Here is a 16,289-nt window from a genome sequence, read left to right as displayed (position 1 = left end):
AAAACGAGGTGGGACATGGTTGAGATTAGATTGCATGGAAGAGGTGGGCAGGGGGCGGTTACCTCTGCTGAGCTTATCGCGGTTGCTGCCATCTCCCAGGGAGATTATGCCCAGGCCTTCCCAAGTTTTGGCCCTGAAAGAAGAGGCGCTCCTGTTCAGGCCTTCGCAAGAATCGACAAAAATCCTATCCGCTCAAGAGAAAAAATCTATGAACCTGACGTCATCCTCGTCCTTGACCCTACCCTACCCAAAATCGTTAACATAACCCAAGGCCTTAAACCCTCTGGTATCGCCATCCTTAACTCCAACCTCCCTGAACCTGAACTCCGTAAACTCCTTCATAACTTCCAAGGTAAAATCGCTGTGGTTGACGCTACCAAAATAGCCATCGAAGAACTGGGACTCCCTATCACCAACACCACCATGCTCGGTGCCTTCCTAAAAGCTACAGGTCTTGTCTCCCTTGAGGCCATCGAACAAGCTATCACCGCACGCTTCGGTCGCCTCGCTGAAAAAAACATCAAAGCCCTTAAAAGGGCTATCGATGAAACCAAAATCTATTAAAGGAGTTAAGCCATGCCAAAAGACCAAGGTCTTATAAGCTGGAAAGAACTTGCACCTGGTATGTATATCCTCGAACCAGGCAACTCTAAAAAATTTAAAACCGGTGACTGGAGAGCCTTTAGGCCTGTCCTTGATAAAGATAAATGCATCAAATGCGGTATGTGCTACATCCTCTGCCCTGACATCTGCTATCAACAAGACCAGGATGGCTTCTTCATCTGTAATCTTTTCTACTGCAAAGGCTGCGGCATCTGTGCCGCTAACTGCCCTAAAAAAGCCATTACTATGGTCTTAGAGGAGGAATAACATGACTAAAAAATTCGCTAAAGAAGTCTCCATTGCCGTGGCTGAGGCTGTGGCCCAGTGCAAAGTAGACGTAATCTCTGCCTACCCTATTACCCCTCAAACCCACATCGTCGAACACCTCGCTGAACTCGTTAACAACGGTGAACTCGATGCCGAATACATACCTGTTGAGTCAGAACATGCTGCCATGAGTGCCTGTATCGGGGCTGCCGCAACAGGTGCTCGTACCTTCACCTCTACCTCTGCTCAAGGCCTACTCCTTATGTACGAAACCCTCTTCATCGCATCTGGCATGAGACTACCCATCGTCATGGCTCTTGTCAACCGCTCAGTCTCTGCTCCTATCAGTATCTGGAACGACCACTCCGATGTAATGTCCATGAGAGATGCTGGCTGGATCCATTTCTTCGCTGAAAACGGCCAACAAGCCGTTGACCTCATCTATCATGCCTATAAAGTCGCCGAAAAAACCCTACTTCCTGTCGCCGTAAACATCGATGGCTTCATCCTCTCCCATGTGGTCGAACCTGTCACCTTCTTAGACCAAAACTTACTCGATAAATACCTCCCACCCCTTAAAATCAAATACAAACTTGACCCCAAAAACCCTATAACCATCGGTGCTATCGGTGTCCCTGAAATCTACACCGAGGCTAAAAAAGCTCAGGATGAAGCCCTTAAAGCCAGCTATAAAATAATCCTTCAAGCCTGGAAAGATTTCGAAAAACTTACCGGAAGAAAGTATCTCCCTGTTGAAACCTATCAGATGGAAGATGCTGAAGTAGCTATCGTCATCATGGGTAGCCTTGCTGAAAACGCCATGAATGCCGTTGATATCCTCAGGGCTAAAGGGAAAAAAGTAGGTGTGGTAAGAATCAGACTCTGGAGACCATTTCCTACCAAAGACTTCCTCAAAGCCATCGGTAAAGTCAAAACCCTCTGCGTGGTTGACAGGGCTGTCAGTCATGGCGCAACCGGTGGACCAGTAGGTATAGAGGTACGCTCTGCCCTGTATCAGTCTAACAAAAGACCTCGTGTCCTTAACCTGATTGCAGGTCTTAGCGGTAGAGACGTCACCAAAGAAGACTTCGTTGAAATCTTCGAAAAAACCTTTGAAACCTTAACCAAAAAACCAACCACACCTTATGAAATCTACGGTGTAAAGGAGTAAGCCTATGAGACCAGAACTCAAAAACTTTAAAGGCTTTACCTTAAAAAACTTACCTGAATATGAAGGCTTTGCTCAAGGCCATAGAGCCTGTCAAGGTTGTGGCACCGTGCTTCCTCTAAGGCTCGCCCTAAAAGCACTTGGCCCCAATACCATCGCTGTCACCTCAACTGGCTGCATGGAAATCGTCTCAAGCCCCTTCCCCTATACCTCCTGGAATGTACCCTGGATCCATGTTGCCTTCGAAAACTCCGCTACCGTTGCATCAGGTATCGAGGCTGCCATCAAAGCTCTTAAACGTAAAGGCAAACTTAAATCCAAAGAAAAAATAAACGTCGTTGTGTTTGCAGGAGATGGAGCTACCTTTGACATAGGTCTTCAGTGGCTCTCAGGTGCCCTTGAAAGAGGCCATGACTTTGTCTACATCTGCCTTGATAACGAGGCCTACATGAATACAGGGGTGCAAAGGTCTGGAGCTACCCCCTTTGGAGCACACACCACCACAAGCCCTGCAGGTAAAATCATCAAAGGTCAAACCACCTGGAAAAAAAACCTGATGGGCATCGTGATAGCTCATAACATACCCTATGCCGCAACCGCAAACCCTGCCTTCCCTATCGATCTCATGAATAAGGTTAAAAAAGCAGCCTTGGTAAACGGTCCTGCCTTCATCCATGTCTATGCAACCTGTCCCACCGGATGGGGAACAAAAAGCGAAGACAGCCTTCTTACAGCTAAACTTGCGGTAGAAACAAGGGTCTTTCCTCTTTATGAGGTCATAGACGGAAAATACATCATCAACCGTAAAGTCGATAAACCTAAACCTGTAGAAGAATATCTCAAGATCCAAAGAAGGTTTAGACACCTTACCCCTGAACAAATAGCCTACATCCAGGAGAGGGTAAACCAGGAATACGAAAAACTCCTTAAACTTGCTGAAAGCTTTGGCGAAACTCAAACAGAACAAAAAGATGAGTAAAGGTATGGGGAATAACCTTTTAGACAAAGCAAAAGAACTTAAAAACTTAGGAGCTCGTTATATTACTACGGTTGCCTATCTAAACCCTGATACCGGTGACAAAATAGTGGTAAAACATATTTTTGATTTAAAAGGCAAACTTGAAGAATTAATCTATGAAGCAGAATTCTCAGGAGCTTTAGAAAGTATAAAAGAAGTATATCCTGCGGTTGAATGGTCAGAACGAGAGGTAATGGAACTTTATGGAATAGAATTTAGTGGTTACCCCGAAGAAGAAAAAAATCTTCTTTTATCTTCGGGGGGCCATCCTTTTCCTCTTTTAGAGGTAGAAAAACAAAAACTCTTAAAGAAAAAACATGGATAAAAATAAAAGGTTTGTCCTGCCTATAGGACCTATCCATATAGCTTTAGAAGAACCTATTCAGTTAAGGTTAGAAACTGAGGGTAATATAGTAAAAAACGTGCAGCTTAAGATAGGATATGTACATCGAGCTATAGAGTTTCTTTTAGCTAATAAAGATTTTTATCAAGGAATTATTGTGGTTGAAAGGGTTTGTGGAATTTGCTCTCATTCCCATCCTACTTGTTTTGTTCAGGCTCTTGAGCAAATAGCAGAGATTGAAGTTCCGTTAAGGGCAAGATATTTAAGAACTCTGATAGGTGAACTTGAGAGAATCCACTCCCATCTTCTAAACACCGCCATTACTTGTGAAATTTTAGGATTTAAAACCTTGTTTGTAAGGTTTATGAACGCAAGAGAAAACATCAAAGACCTGATGGAAGGCATCTCCGGACATAGAGGCAATTATGCCTTCAATACCATAGGAGGGGTTAGAAAAGATTTGTTTGAAGATGAAATCCATGAGGTTAAAAAATCTATAGACAGTCTTGAACCTGAGATTTTTCAACTAATAGAAACTGTTCTTAGCAATTCAATCTTAATCAGCAGAACCAAAGGGATTGGCGTTTTAACCTATCAAGATGCAATAGATCTTTCGGTAGTAGGTCCTGTAGCAAGGGCTTCAGGTGTAGACCTCGACCTAAGAAAAGATGTTGCCATGCCAGGTGCAGCTTACGAGTTTCTTGAATTCGAAAAAGTCGTAGAAAAAGATGGGGATGTTTTAAGTCGGGTTAAGGTAAGACTCCTTGAGATGGTAGAAAGTTTTAAAATAATAAAACAGATCTTAAAGGACCTTCCTAAGGGAACGATTCTAACCAAAAAGTTTGTACCTATTCCCAAAGGAATCGGGATAAGTAGATGGGAGGCCCCAAGAGGAGGCCTCATCTATTATTGTATAACCGATGGAACAGACATTCCCTATAGAGTAAAAATAAGGGCACCGAGTTTTGTAAACATCTATGCTCTTAATCGAATCCTGATAAACCAAGATGTAGCTGATGTAACCCTTATTTCTGGAAGCATAGATCCCTGTTTTTCTTGTATGCAAAGATAGAGGAGACGCAAGTGAGATTAAAAATAGACCCCGGTCTCTGCAAAGGATGTACCGCTTGTGAAAAAATCTGTATGAAAGTACATAATTCTACTGCGCCCAGGATTTTTGTGGTTAAAAAAGGAGAAAAAGTAAAAATTTCTGTCTGTAATCAGTGTGGTCTTTGTGCTAAGGTATGTTCTGTCGGCGCAATCACCAAAGATGGGGAGGCTTATATTATTAATCCTTCTTTATGTGTGGGATGTAAGCTCTGTTATTATGTTTGTCCTTTTGGGGTCATAGAAATGGTCTCATCTTTTAACAAATATAACCCTATCATAGCCCAGAAGTGTGACCTATGTAAAGATAAAAGGTTTAGTCCTTCTTGTGCTAAAGTTTGTAGAACCAAAGCCATTACTGTAGAGGAGAAGTGAAAATGTTTCTTGGTTTTAGTGTTGGGGTGCTGTTTTTAGGGGCTTTAATTTCTGGTTTGTGTTACAGGATAAATAGTCCAAAGTTTCATGGCAGTTTAGCCTTTCTTACCTCTGCTGTAGCCTTATACTTTTTAAACCTTACTTTTTTTGAATTTCTTAAAACAGGGGAATTTGGTTGGCATCTCCCCCTTTTTAGGTGGATAAGAGACTTTATTAACCTTGAACTGATTTTTAAAGCAAATGGGTTAAACCTGTTTTTTGCTCTTTTTGGAGCATATGTTAGTGTAGGAATTAATCTTTATGCTATAAAATACATGACCCATGAAAAAGAAGGTTTTGGCAGGTTTTATGCTTTTATTCAATTATTTATAGGCTCCTATCTGGGGTTAACCCTTAGTGAAAACCTATTTTGGTCTTATGTGTTTTTTGAACTTACAGGGTTATGTTCTTATCAACTGATAGCCTTTTGGTACCAGTCTGACCTTTCAAGTTTTTCTGCTAAAAAGGCTTTCTTGATGACTCACATCGCTGGTTATGGGTTTCTGTTAGGTGCTCTTGTGTTTAACTTTTCTCCTGACCCTAAGGCTTATCAACATTTAATTTTGGCTGGAGTTTTGGTAGCTGTTTTGGCTAAATCAGTTCAATGGCCTCTTTACACCTGGATACCATATGCGATGAACGCTCCTACCCCGGTAAGTGCCCTACTTCATGCAGCCTGTTTGGTAAAATGCGGGGTGTATCTTTTGTTCAAATTTTATCTTTTACTTGGTGGCTTTCCTGAATTCTGGAAAAACCTTCTGATTTATTTGGGGATGTTTTCTTCTCTTATGGGAGTTCTATTTGCCTTAAAACAGGCTGACGTAAAAAAACTTTTAGCCTATCACACAGTTAGCCAGATAGGATATATGGTCTCAGGAATAGGGCTTGGGACCTCTCTTGGGTTAGCTTCTTCTCTCTTTCACACCTTAAACCATGCCTTTTTTAAAGGCCTCCTTTTTTTGGTTGCTGGGATCCTCCAGCAGGCAACCCATACCAGAGACCTTTCTCTGATGGGAGGGATTGCATCAAAACTACCGAAAACCACGGTTCTTTACCTGATAGGTGCAGCCTCTATCTCAGGAATACCTGGGTTTAACGGCTTTGTAAGTAAATGGATGTTTTACCAGGCTGCGATAGAGGCTAACCATCCATTAGCTGCAGCTTTAGGACTTTTCATAAGTACTCTAACCACCCTTTCGTTTATCAAAGTGCTTGATACCGCATTTTTGGGTAAAATTGACGAAAAAAATAAACAGCTTTCTGAAAAACCTTTTTACCTTATGGTTACAGGAGGAATCATCCTGGCCATTCCATGTGTAGTGTTTGGTCTTTTCCCTCAAATAGCTATAACCTTTCTTATAAATCCAGCCTTATCTCTTTTAAACCTCCAAGGGGTTAACATCAGCTTTTATCAACTCCCTACCGTTTTAATAGGAGCTTTGTTTATTTTGTTCTTAGGCTTAGGGCTTTTAATTTATTTTACCTGGCTTAAACCTAAGGAAATTATTAAAGAAACCGAGGTTTTTAAAGGAGGAGAGGACGAAACCGTTTTTAATCCTACTGCAGATGATTTTGTGGCTGACATAGAAAACCGTTTAGCAACCTTTTATAAAAAGGCCGACCCAGACCAATACCTCCTAAAAATTTGCAATTTTATTGAAGGCTTAATCCTGAAAGTTTATAGCTCCATAAAAAAGTTAGAACAGATATGGAGTAAACCATGTTGAAGGCTTTAGCCCCCTTCTTAACCATAATCTATATAGCTATAACGTTTTTATGTGGGGTGTTTTACCTCAGAGATTTTAACAAAAAATTGATGATCTTACTCTGTCTTGTGGTTTTAACCTTTTCTAACCTCTTTTTACTCTGGGGAGAGACTTCTTATGGGCTATTTTTTGATGGGATTAGCGTAATAGCTTTGCTAACGCTGTTTTGGGTTCTTGGTTATAAAGAAGCTTTTAAAATCTTAGGGGTTATAGAAATCTCTTATTTAGTTCTACTTATCTTAGGAAAAACTGTTTTTGCTCATACCCCTGAAGGTATTGTTTTATTGGTTATAGCTTTCTTTCTAAAACTTGCGGTTTTCCCACTTTTTCTCTGGCTACCGATCGTGGTAAAAATTATAGATGCTATCACCGCTGGGTTTCTTATATGTATTTTTGAAATCGTAGATTTTGTGTTGTTATGGAGGACAGTGGAAAAGGCTTCCTGGTTTCCTCAATTTTTTGAAAACCTGAGAGAGGTTTCTCTATACATAGGTTTTCTAACCTTACTTTTAGGAGCTGTGCTTGCCCTTTGCGAAAAGAATTTGAAAAAACTTTTGGCCTACGCAACGATCGACGACACAGGGTATCTCTTGATAGGACTAAGCCTTTTTTCTCCGGTAAGCCTTTATGGAACTATCATCCTGTGGATTAATCACCTAATAGCAAAATTGGGTCTGTTTTTCATAGCCTATAGGATAGAAAAGAATACTTCTGTAATATCCTTAGGAAAGGTAAAAGGTCTTGCCAAAGACTATCCTGGTTTGGCTTTTTCTTTCTTGGTATTCGCTCTAACCTTGATAGGTATACCTATTTTACCCGGATTTTGGGGGAAACTCTTTCTTTATCAGGAGGTATTTAAAATTTCTAAGGGTCTCTTTGGGCTTATGATATTAGGAGGTTGTCTTACCTTGGTGTATTTTATAAGGGCTTACCATAGCCTGTTTTTAGGAGAAAAAGGACCAGAAACCGTTAAAACTCCTTTACCTAAATTAGATTTGATTTTAGTCATGCTTTTAAGTTTTACGATAGTTTTAGGTTGTTTAATAATCGCTTTTTAAAAGGTGGTAGGTTATGTTTTTAGATGCTATAAAGCAATTTCTAAGATATTCTCAAAAAAAATCACTTTGGGTCTTTCATGTAAACACTGGATCTTGCAATGGATGTGATATCGAAATTTTGGCCCTTTTTTCTTCTAAATACGATGCCGAACGTTTTGGTATAAAACTGGTTGGAAGTCCTAAGCATGCAGACATTTTGTTAGTTACCGGACCTGTAACCACTAAATCCAGAGACCCTTTATTAAGGGCTTATGACATGATGCCTAAACCTAAAGCTGTGGTTAGTGTAGGGGTGTGTTCTCTTAGTGGAGGAGTTTTTGCCAAAAGTTACAATGTCTTAGGGCCTGTAGATAACTTTATTCCAGTTCATGTTTATATAGGAGGCTGTTCTGCCCATCCTAACATGATTTTAGAAGGCCTTTTAAGAGCAGCACAAATCTTGTGCGAAGAGGAAGAACTATGGAGTTTCTAAAAGACCTGTTTTTATATCCTGGATTTTTATTTGGGTTTGTGTTAGGGGGGCTTTTAGAAGGGTTTAAAAGAAAGCTTAAAGCAAGGATGCAGTTAAGAAAAGGTCCCCCTGTAACCCAACCTTTTTATGACCTGAGCAAATTGTTACTAAAAAATATAACCAAACCTTATACCATATCTTCGTTTACCTATCTTTTAATACCTTTCGTGCCTACCGTAGGGCTTTTGGTAGGGGTACTTCTTATGCCCTATCCGTTTTACCAGGAAAAGGCTTCCTTTTCTTTTGACCTCATTCTTATTTTTTACCTTACAGAACTACCTCTTCTTTCCCAGATCATCTTTGGCTATTTTAGCAAATCTCCTTATGGAATGGTAGGTGCAGCAAGAGCAGCACAAATGTTTTTTTATTATAACGGAGTTTTTATCATGGTTATCACCACGCTATGTCTGCTTGAAGGACCTCCCTATTCTTTTTGCTTAAAAAGCATAGCTGAGGCCTGGGATTCTTTAGATGTCTTGATAAAAATTTTAACCATACCCTTTTTTGTGTTTTCTGTTTTAGCTAAACTAAAACTAAATCCCTTTTCCATACCTGATGCAGAGGCTGAAATCTTAGAAGGACCTTTAACCGAGGCTTCTGGTGTTGCTTTAGCTCTTTTTAAGCTTAACTACTTGCTTGAACTGGCAATCTTTGGTTCCCTCTTTGCTTTTTTTTATTTGCCTGTGTTAAAAACCTCTCCTCAAATGGGATTAAGCCTGATTTTATTAGGAGCTTTTTTCCTTTTCTTCATGTTTGCTTTAGTTGAAAACTTTACTGCCAGGCTAAGACTTTCGCAATTTTCGGCTCTTTACCTAAAGTTTTTAATACCATCGGCTACGCTGATTTTAGTAATAACCTGGGTTTTAAAAACCTGGTAAGGATGGGGACTACCTATGGTAAAGTTAATAGGTTGGCTTTTAACCAATTTGTTTAAAAAACCTTTAACCTTTGAATTTAAAGGGAAAAGCCTTAAAGCAGTAAGGGCTACTTATCGTGGTTATCCCACCCATAGAGGAGAAAGATGTGCAGCCTGCAGGCTTTGTATCTACGTATGTCCCTCTGATGCTATAAGGATAGAAGGAAGCCTTTTTATCATCAACAAATGTAAGTGCACCGCCTGTAAAGACTGTGCTGATGCCTGTCCTTTTGGTGCCATGCAGTTTATCCCTCGACTTATAGGTACAGCTATCTCTAAAAACGAGTACATGGAAATCACTGAGATAAAACTGGTAAAATGTGAAAACTGCGGCGAACCAATGCCTAAACCGGAACTTTTGTTAGGAAGACTATTAGGAAAACCTCCTAAAACCATACCTCCCTACCTTAGGCTTTGTCCTAAATGTAGGAGGCAATTCTTTAACCCTACCTAAACTATAGCTTGGTAAGTTTTTATGTTTGTTTTATTGCGTATTTATAATTTACTTTGGCAGTATTTATAGAAAAGAAAATTATTTACTAAGGAGGGACTTATGGGGATGGTGGTTTTTACCTATGTAGCTTTTTTGGTTTGTGTAGTGGGGATAGCTTATAGATTTTATCGTTTTTATAAACTTCCTGTAAACATCAGATGGGAAGTTTATCCGGTGCCTCATGAGCCAGGAGAAAAGAAACAATACGGAGGTTCTTACTTAGAGGATGTTGCTTGGTATGAAAAGGAACTCAAAAAAGACCATGTGGGGGAATGGCTTGAACCTTTAAAGGAGATTTTGTGGCTTGAGAGGGTTAAAAAGTATAATCGTTATGGGTTATGGATTTGGTCTTTTTGTCTGCACTGGGGTTTATGGTTGATGTTTTTGTTTGTAGTTTTAATGCTTATAAACACAAAAATTTTTATACCTTTAGGGTTGATAAAAACCGCAGGAATTTTAGGCTACGGGTTAGGTAGTTTAGGGGTTTTAGGACTGTTGGTTAAACGGACTATCCATCCAACCCTTAAACTTTACACCAGTCCGATAGATCGGGTTAACCTTTTACTTTTGTTGGCCCTATTTGTTACGGGTTTTTTGATGGTTGTTTCAGACGAGGGGTTAAAACACGCTTTTTTTTACTTTAATGCTATACTCTCTTTCGCCCCACAAGAGACTAAAGTTAAAGGTGTAGTTTTCTGGCATTTTTTCATATTTAATATATTTATATTATATCTTCCTTTTTCCAAATTTTTTCACGGTCCAGCCAAGTATCTTACTTACCACAAAATTTTGTGGGATGACATGCCTCAGTCTAAAGGAAGTAAAATAGAAAAACTTATAGAAAAACAACTGGGCTACCAGGTAGGATGGTCTGGCCCTCATGTAAAACCTGAAAAAACCTGGCTTGAAAACGCACAAAACTAAATCGATAAAACCAAAAAAGGAGGTAAACATGAGTCTTTGCAACTTTATAAGACAGGAATTAGAAGAAAAAAACGGAGAAGATAAGGTATGTTTTAAAGAACTTTCTAAACCTGGGAAGGAACCTCTGTTCAAATTAGAAGAAAAAGAAATGTTAAAAATTCCTGGCATAGAAGAAGTTAAAGATCAAACCCCAGAAAACTGGTATCAAACCTATAATCTAAGTTTAGACGGCTACAGTATGTTCCCTCAGCCAGATACTATCTCTGAGGAGGATAAGGTAGAAATAGTAAAGAGGTTTTTAAACGGCCTTGAAAAGTTGCTTAACCCAAAGTTTAACTGGACGTTTATAAGACCTTTTAAGCTTTCTTTAGAAAACTGTGTAAGATGTAACACCTGTGCTGAGGCTTGTCATCTATACTTAGCAAGTGGCCGTAAAGAGATCTACCGTCCTAACTTCAGGTCAGAAATATTGAGAAAGATCTACGAAAAACATTTCACTTTAACCGGCAAGCTGAATGCCTTGTTAGGAGAAGAAATAGACATTACTTATGATCTCATAAGAAGGCTTTTTGAATTAGCTTATAGGTGTACTCTTTGTAGAAGGTGTGTTCTTTATTGCCCTATAGGGGTAGACAATGGGCTTATAGCAAGAGAGCTTAGAAAACTTTTTAGTCAAGAATTGGGATGGGCTCCTCCTGAGGTACATCAAAAGGGAACAAGACTTCATCTAAAGGCTGGTTCTTCAACTGGTATGAACCCTCAAGGGATAAGAGATACGATAGCCTTTTTGGAAGAAGAAATAGCAGAAAAAACCGGCAAAAAAATAAAAATTCCTGTAGATAAAAAAGGAGCAGAGTATCTTTTTATTCACAATGCTGGAGAATATATTTCCTGGCCAGACCACATGGAAGCCTTTTTTCTCTTATTTGATGCCGTAGGTATCAACTATACCTTAAGCAGTGAACCCTTGGGTTATGATGGAGTTAACTACGGTGCATGGTATGACGATGTGGAACTGGCAAGAATTGCGGTAAATCATCTAAAGATAGCACATTCTTTAGGAGTAAAAAAGATCCTGGTTGGTGAATGCGGTCATGCACATAAGGTTTTCTGCGTAGTACTGGATCGATTACTTCCTGCAAGCTCGCCTTTAGCTGAAATAAAAAGAGAAAGCTGCCTTCCTTTAGTTTGGGAAATAGTCAAAAGTGGAAAACTTAAACTTGACCCTTCTCGCAACGACTTTTACTTTACTCTACATGATTCCTGCAACATAGTAAGGCTTATGGGAATTGTAAGGCCTCAGAGAGAGGTTTTAAACAGAATAGTACCTCAAGGAAGGATTAAAGAGATGAACCCAAATGGCGTTAAAAACTATTGCTGCGGAGGAGGAAGTGGTTTTGCTATAATGGGAAGCTTAAACTTCCCAACCTTTCGCAAAAAAGTAGGCATCAAAGTCAAACTTTGCCAGATAATGGAAACCTTTCAAGATGTCCTTAAAGAAGATAAAATAAAACTGGTAGTAGCCACCTGCTCTAACTGCAAAGGGACCATAAGGGAGATGGAACATACTTATCACCTATTCGAAAAGTATAAAATAACCCATTGCGGACTGGTGGACTTGGTGGTAAACGCGATGACAGACATACCTCCATTTTTAAACTTTGAAGAAATGATATAAAATAAAATAATATAATATAAAAACCTTTTTAAGATTTCCGAAGGGGGATTAGATGGAAGAAAAAACTAAAATCAAGACTAAACTCTGGAACTTGATGATTTTCAACATTTTAATCTTGGTTTTGCTTAACATAGTCTTTTTATACCTATCTTGGAAAGTACAACCTGGTATCAAAGAAAAACCTCTCAAAGATTTTTTGACCTACGGAACGATTATTTTATCCCTTTTTTCTTTTATAGCAATTCTGGTTGAGCTGGTCTGGAGCTGGAGGGTTATCGACAACATAGGGAAAAGTGCCCAAGAACTCAAAAGGGTTTTAGCTACCCTTCATAAAGGAGATTTTACGGTTGACATACAGGTTTACGGTAACGATGAGCTTGGGATAGCCTCTCAACTTCTCCATGAGATAATACTTAAAAGAAGAAAATTTTTCTCTCAGGCTAAGGATATTTCAGAAAATCTCTTTAGTTATTCTACAACCATATCTAAGGTCTCAACAGAGCTAACAGAAAACCTAAGGTTTTTAACCGAAAAATCATCTCAGATGACTATGTTTGCCAACCATATTTCTGAAGCCCTGTCTAACATCGTTCAAAATCTATCCCAAATACGAGATTTTAGCAGTGAAACCTCTGACAGTTCTAAAGAGGGGATGGAGTTTTCTTCTTATCTCTCACAAGAAATAAAAGGTCTAAAAGACATCTTTGAGAGGTTAGGAATGGTGGTTAACGAATTAAGAAAAAGTTCAGACCATATAGGTTCTATCGTGATGTTGATAAAAGACATCGCTGAACAGACCAACCTGTTAGCCCTTAATGCAACTATCGAGGCAGCAAGAGCTGGAGAGCATGGTAAAGGGTTTGCTGTTGTGGCTGAAGAAGTAAGAAAATTAGCTGATAATACCACCAAAGCTACAGATAAAATCGAAGAGGTTATAAAAGAAATACAAGTGAAAGTCTTTTCAGTAGAAGATTCTCTAAAAGGGTCTATAGAAAAGGTTAATAAAGGAGCAGAAATGGCTCAACAAACTGAAAACATGTTAAAAGACATCTATGAAAAGACCCAAGAATTAAAGGAAAAGATAAACTTTATTGCTTCCTCAAGTGAAGACATCTCAGTGAATATCGAAAACATCTCTAAGGATCTCAATGAAATAGCAGAAAGAGTAAAGGCCCTTTATACAGCTCAAGAAAACACAAGCCTGGTAGCCTCTCAAGTGCTAAAAGAAAGTGAAATCCTAAAAGAAGCCGTGGGATTACATAAAGCTAAAAATTAGCCTTACTTAACCGCCTGATATAAGGTGACTATGCCAAAGGTTAAAGAACTATAGGTAACTTTTGAAAAACCTGAGTTTAAAAGCATTTTCTTTATTTCTTCAGGAGGCGGGAAGGCCTTTATAGAATCGGCTAAATACCTGTAAGCCTCTTCGTCTCCGGTTAAGGCCCCTCCTAAAAAGGGCATATAATAACTTAGGTAAAAATCATAAAATCTTTGCACCAAAAAATTTTTAGGCCAAGAAAATTCAAGGATGATTAGCTTTCCTCCTGGCTTTAAAACCCTAAAAAATTCTTTTATAGCTTTATTTTTGTTGGGAAGGTTTCTTAACCCGAAGGCTATGCTAACCCCTCCAAAATGGTTGTTCTTGAAAGGCAATTCTTCTGCGTCTCCACAAACAGGATAGATAAAGGTATCTTTTATTCGAGGTTTACCGAAGGCAAGCATCTCAAAGCTAAAGTCTAAGGCAAAGGTCTTAGCTAAATTACTCTTTCGATAGACCTCTAAGGTTAGTGTAAAAGGTCCACAACAAAGGTCAAGCAGAGGAAAGGCTTCGGCTAACAGTAAAGCAACCTTACGTCTCCATAATCTGTCTTGACCTAAACTTCCTATAAGGTTTACCAGATCATACCTTCGAACTATCCGGTCAAACTTGTTTTTGACAAAGTTTTTTTCAACCTTCATAACGTTTAAAACCTTATCCTAAGTTAAAAAAGTTAAGTTCAGGCATAAAAGATATAAGTTTTTTCTTGTATAAAATCTCGCAAAAATATAGATAAGCCCTTTGTTTTAACCCTGAAAAATCGTACTCTAAATGAGTTAGATAGTTGTATACGAAATCCTTAGGAAGATGAAGATGGGAATGGGTTACCACCTCTTTTAAGTTTGAAAAAGCTTTAGCCCTGGCAGAATACAGATTTAAGCAAAAATAAGCCAGTTCTTGTTTAAAGGATACAAACTCCTTTTTTAGAATAAACAAAGCAAAAACAAAAGGAAAATGCGTATGTTTTAACCATAGTTCTGCAAGGTCAGTGATCTTATACCTCTCATCTTTCTGGTGCTGAAGGATTAAAGCTTCATCCCCTATAGCTAAATAGCCCTTTAATTCCTCTCTCTCTGGGTCTGAAAGAGCTCCCCAATTTTTAATAAGTTCTACATACTTAGGTTTTACACCTATAAACTCTTCAAGCAAAACTCTTAACAGCCAAAAAGAACTTTCGGTCTCTGGGGTTATCCCTACGAGTTGTCCGTCAAGGGCTTGAAGGTCCTCTTTATGATAAAGCACTACACTTTTTACCTCTCCTACGGCACTTATCGATAGGTCTGGTAAAATGCAGAATTCTTGAGGATTTTTAGCAAAGACTACACTTGAACTTAGACTTGCACACAAAACATTCTGTCTAATAAGTTGATTAAGCTTCTTAGGAACCTCTAACATAAGTTCTATTCTCTTATTTTCCTTAGGAAGGTAAAAAAGTAAGGGGAGCGTGTTTATGTAAAGAGGAATACCTATTTTTAGTTTATCCATAAATCCTATACTTAACCTCCTTGTTAGAGTTGATAAGAGATAGCATCGTCTCCTGAGGGTCATCTATCAGGTAATCTAAAACCTCGACCACAAGAAGGTTAGGTAAATATCCAGGGGCAATTGCGCCAAGGTTTTCATATCCCAAAATTTTGGCTCCGGTTAAGGTAGCCATCTGAATAAGGATTTCTGGAGACACTTCAGGAAAGGCTGAATAAAGGGTCTTCAACTCTTCCCAGATAGATAAAGAGGTGTTACTGGCTAAACTATCTGTTCCTATCCCTACTTCAAGACCTGTCTTTAATAATAAAGGCAAGTTGGGAAGGCCTACCCCTGTAAAAACATTACTTCTTGGGCAAACACAAACCTTAGGTTTATAGGTTTTAAGAACCTCTAAATCTTCTTCGTCTAATTGGACAACATGGACTAACAAAGTTTTGTAATCAAGAAGATTTAAATTAGCTAAGTATTTTATCGGGCTTATCCCAGGAGGAGAAAAGCTTTCGTTCCATTGATTTCTTTCTTCTAACAAGTGTTTTATTGGGCCGTCGCCAGTCTTAAAAAACTCTACCTCTTCTTTAGACTCTGCACAATGGATACAAAAAACCTGATTTCTTTTTCTGGTGTAGGCTTTTATTGCCTGAAGAAGTAAGGGAGAAACGGTATAAGGTGCGTGGGCTGAATAGGTTAACTTAAACCTTGAGTCCAAATCTTGCTTATCAAGAGGTTGCAGCTTAACCCCTCCTTTAAAACTTATCATTTCTCGAAACACATACCCATACAAAGAACTTCCTTTGAGAAGGTCTAAGGTAAGCCCTGAATTAGTAACCTCTCCAATAAGACCTATTCCCTCTTTCCATAACTCTAAAATTCCAAATTTTACGCTCTCCCTTAACTCTATCGGAGAAGTTTCTTCTTTTAGTTTAATTACCTGTCTTACCCAGGTTATAAAATCTTCCGAAGGTTTGATCCTAAACCTAAAACTGGTGAGTTCAAGATGGGTATGAAGGTTGGTTAAACAGGGAAGGATCACCGCTTCTTCAAAATCTATCAACTTAGCTCCTACAGTTTCTTTAGACAGGGTTGAAAACTCCCCAACCCTAACAATCTTCCCCTCTCTAATCTCTACGGCTCCGTCTAAAATCGGAGGCAAGACTACAGGGACTACCCATTTAGCGCGAAGTAAAAAATGATGATAAGGAAGAACTTGAATTTCTTTCATG

Annotated in this window: 18 protein-coding genes; 15 read left to right on the top strand and 3 right to left on the bottom strand. The window is 39.0% G+C overall.

All coding sequences use genetic code 11. The features are described 5' to 3' along the window. Positions 1–15: 15 nt before the first annotated feature. From G580_RS0106205 to G580_RS0106135, 15 genes are all read left to right on the top strand, one after another. Positions 16–564, top strand: a complete 549-nt coding sequence (locus tag G580_RS0106205) for a pyruvate ferredoxin oxidoreductase subunit gamma (RefSeq protein WP_028840687.1) — start codon at positions 16–18, stop codon at positions 562–564. Between the two features lie 12 nt (positions 565–576). Beyond that, positions 577–870 (top strand): 4Fe-4S binding protein, encoded by a 294-nt coding sequence (locus G580_RS0106200; RefSeq protein ID WP_028840686.1) that lies wholly within the window; start codon positions 577–579, stop codon positions 868–870. Between the two features lies 1 nt (position 871). Further along, entirely contained in the window at positions 872–2,041 is a 1,170-nt protein-coding gene (locus tag G580_RS0106195) for a transketolase C-terminal domain-containing protein (RefSeq protein WP_028840685.1), read from the top strand. A gap of 4 nt (positions 2,042–2,045) precedes the next feature. After that, positions 2,046–3,017 (top strand): pyruvate synthase subunit PorB, encoded by a 972-nt coding sequence (gene porB / locus G580_RS0106190; protein ID WP_028840684.1) that lies wholly within the window; start codon positions 2,046–2,048, stop codon positions 3,015–3,017. 4 nt (positions 3,018–3,021) lie between these two features. Next, a complete protein-coding gene (locus G580_RS0106185; RefSeq protein WP_028841465.1) occupies positions 3,022–3,381 on the top strand; it encodes an NADH-quinone oxidoreductase subunit C in 360 nt (119 codons plus the stop codon). Further along, positions 3,374–4,471: a hydrogenase large subunit gene (locus G580_RS0106180; RefSeq protein WP_028841464.1), complete on the top strand. Its 1,098-nt coding sequence runs from the start codon at positions 3,374–3,376 to the stop codon at positions 4,469–4,471. The genes G580_RS0106185 and G580_RS0106180 overlap by 8 nt, the downstream gene beginning before the upstream one ends. An 11-nt stretch (positions 4,472–4,482) precedes the next feature. Then, entirely contained in the window at positions 4,483–4,881 is a 399-nt protein-coding gene (locus G580_RS10235; RefSeq protein ID WP_051173183.1) for a 4Fe-4S dicluster domain-containing protein, read from the top strand. A gap of 2 nt (positions 4,882–4,883) precedes the next feature. Then, positions 4,884–6,647: an NADH-quinone oxidoreductase subunit 5 family protein gene (locus tag G580_RS10230; RefSeq protein WP_051173181.1), complete on the top strand. Its 1,764-nt coding sequence runs from the start codon at positions 4,884–4,886 to the stop codon at positions 6,645–6,647. After that, a complete protein-coding gene (locus G580_RS0106165) occupies positions 6,641–7,744 on the top strand; it encodes a proton-conducting transporter transmembrane domain-containing protein (protein WP_028841463.1) in 1,104 nt (367 codons plus the stop codon). Before G580_RS10230 ends, G580_RS0106165 begins: the two co-directional genes overlap by 7 nt. A 13-nt stretch (positions 7,745–7,757) precedes the next feature. Further along, positions 7,758–8,216, top strand: coding sequence for an NADH-quinone oxidoreductase subunit B family protein (locus tag G580_RS0106160; RefSeq protein ID WP_038041698.1), 459 nt, complete (start codon positions 7,758–7,760; stop codon positions 8,214–8,216). Further along, positions 8,204–9,133, top strand: a complete 930-nt coding sequence (locus G580_RS0106155) for a respiratory chain complex I subunit 1 family protein (protein WP_028841461.1) — start codon at positions 8,204–8,206, stop codon at positions 9,131–9,133. Before G580_RS0106160 ends, G580_RS0106155 begins: the two co-directional genes overlap by 13 nt. Before the next feature lie 15 nt (positions 9,134–9,148). Then, positions 9,149–9,625, top strand: coding sequence for a 4Fe-4S binding protein (locus tag G580_RS0106150; protein ID WP_028841460.1), 477 nt, complete (start codon positions 9,149–9,151; stop codon positions 9,623–9,625). 99 nt (positions 9,626–9,724) lie between these two features. Beyond that, positions 9,725–10,588 carry a respiratory nitrate reductase subunit gamma gene (locus tag G580_RS0106145; RefSeq protein ID WP_028841459.1) on the top strand — a complete coding sequence of 288 codons (864 nt, stop codon included), beginning with the start codon at positions 9,725–9,727 and terminating at the stop codon, positions 10,586–10,588. Between the two features lie 28 nt (positions 10,589–10,616). After that, the gene (locus tag G580_RS0106140; RefSeq protein WP_051173178.1) at positions 10,617–12,266 is read left to right on the top strand and encodes a (Fe-S)-binding protein; all 1,650 of its coding nucleotides are present in this window, start codon (positions 10,617–10,619) and stop codon (positions 12,264–12,266) included. A 52-nt stretch (positions 12,267–12,318) separates the two neighbouring features. Next, on the top strand, positions 12,319–13,542 hold the full coding sequence (locus tag G580_RS0106135; protein WP_028841457.1) for a methyl-accepting chemotaxis protein: 1,224 nt from the start codon (positions 12,319–12,321) through the stop codon (positions 13,540–13,542). Positions 13,543–13,544: 2 nt separating this feature from the next. Here the strand turns inward: G580_RS0106135 and G580_RS0106130 are convergent, their stop codons facing one another. From G580_RS0106130 to G580_RS0106120, 3 genes are read right to left on the bottom strand one after another with little or no spacing between them, the layout of a single operon-like run. Next, the gene (locus tag G580_RS0106130; protein ID WP_028841456.1) at positions 13,545–14,225 is read right to left on the bottom strand and encodes a ubiquinone/menaquinone biosynthesis methyltransferase; all 681 of its coding nucleotides are present in this window, start codon (positions 14,223–14,225) and stop codon (positions 13,545–13,547) included. A gap of 13 nt (positions 14,226–14,238) precedes the next feature. After that, positions 14,239–15,069, bottom strand: coding sequence for a menaquinone biosynthetic enzyme MqnA/MqnD family protein (locus tag G580_RS0106125; RefSeq protein WP_028841455.1), 831 nt, complete (start codon positions 15,067–15,069; stop codon positions 14,239–14,241). Beyond that, complete coding sequence (locus G580_RS0106120; protein ID WP_028841454.1) at positions 15,062–16,288, bottom strand: amidohydrolase family protein; 1,227 nt, start codon at positions 16,286–16,288, stop codon at positions 15,062–15,064. Before G580_RS0106120 ends, G580_RS0106125 begins: the two co-directional genes overlap by 8 nt. Between the last annotated feature and the right edge of the window lies 1 nt (position 16,289).

Origin of the sequence: Thermodesulfobacterium hveragerdense DSM 12571 (assembly GCF_000423845.1) — a bacterium.
Lineage (GTDB): Bacteria > Desulfobacterota > Thermodesulfobacteria > Thermodesulfobacteriales > Thermodesulfobacteriaceae > Thermodesulfobacterium > Thermodesulfobacterium hveragerdense.
The sequence above is the reverse complement of the archived record's forward strand: the minus strand, read 5'-3'. Positions and strand labels throughout refer to the sequence as shown.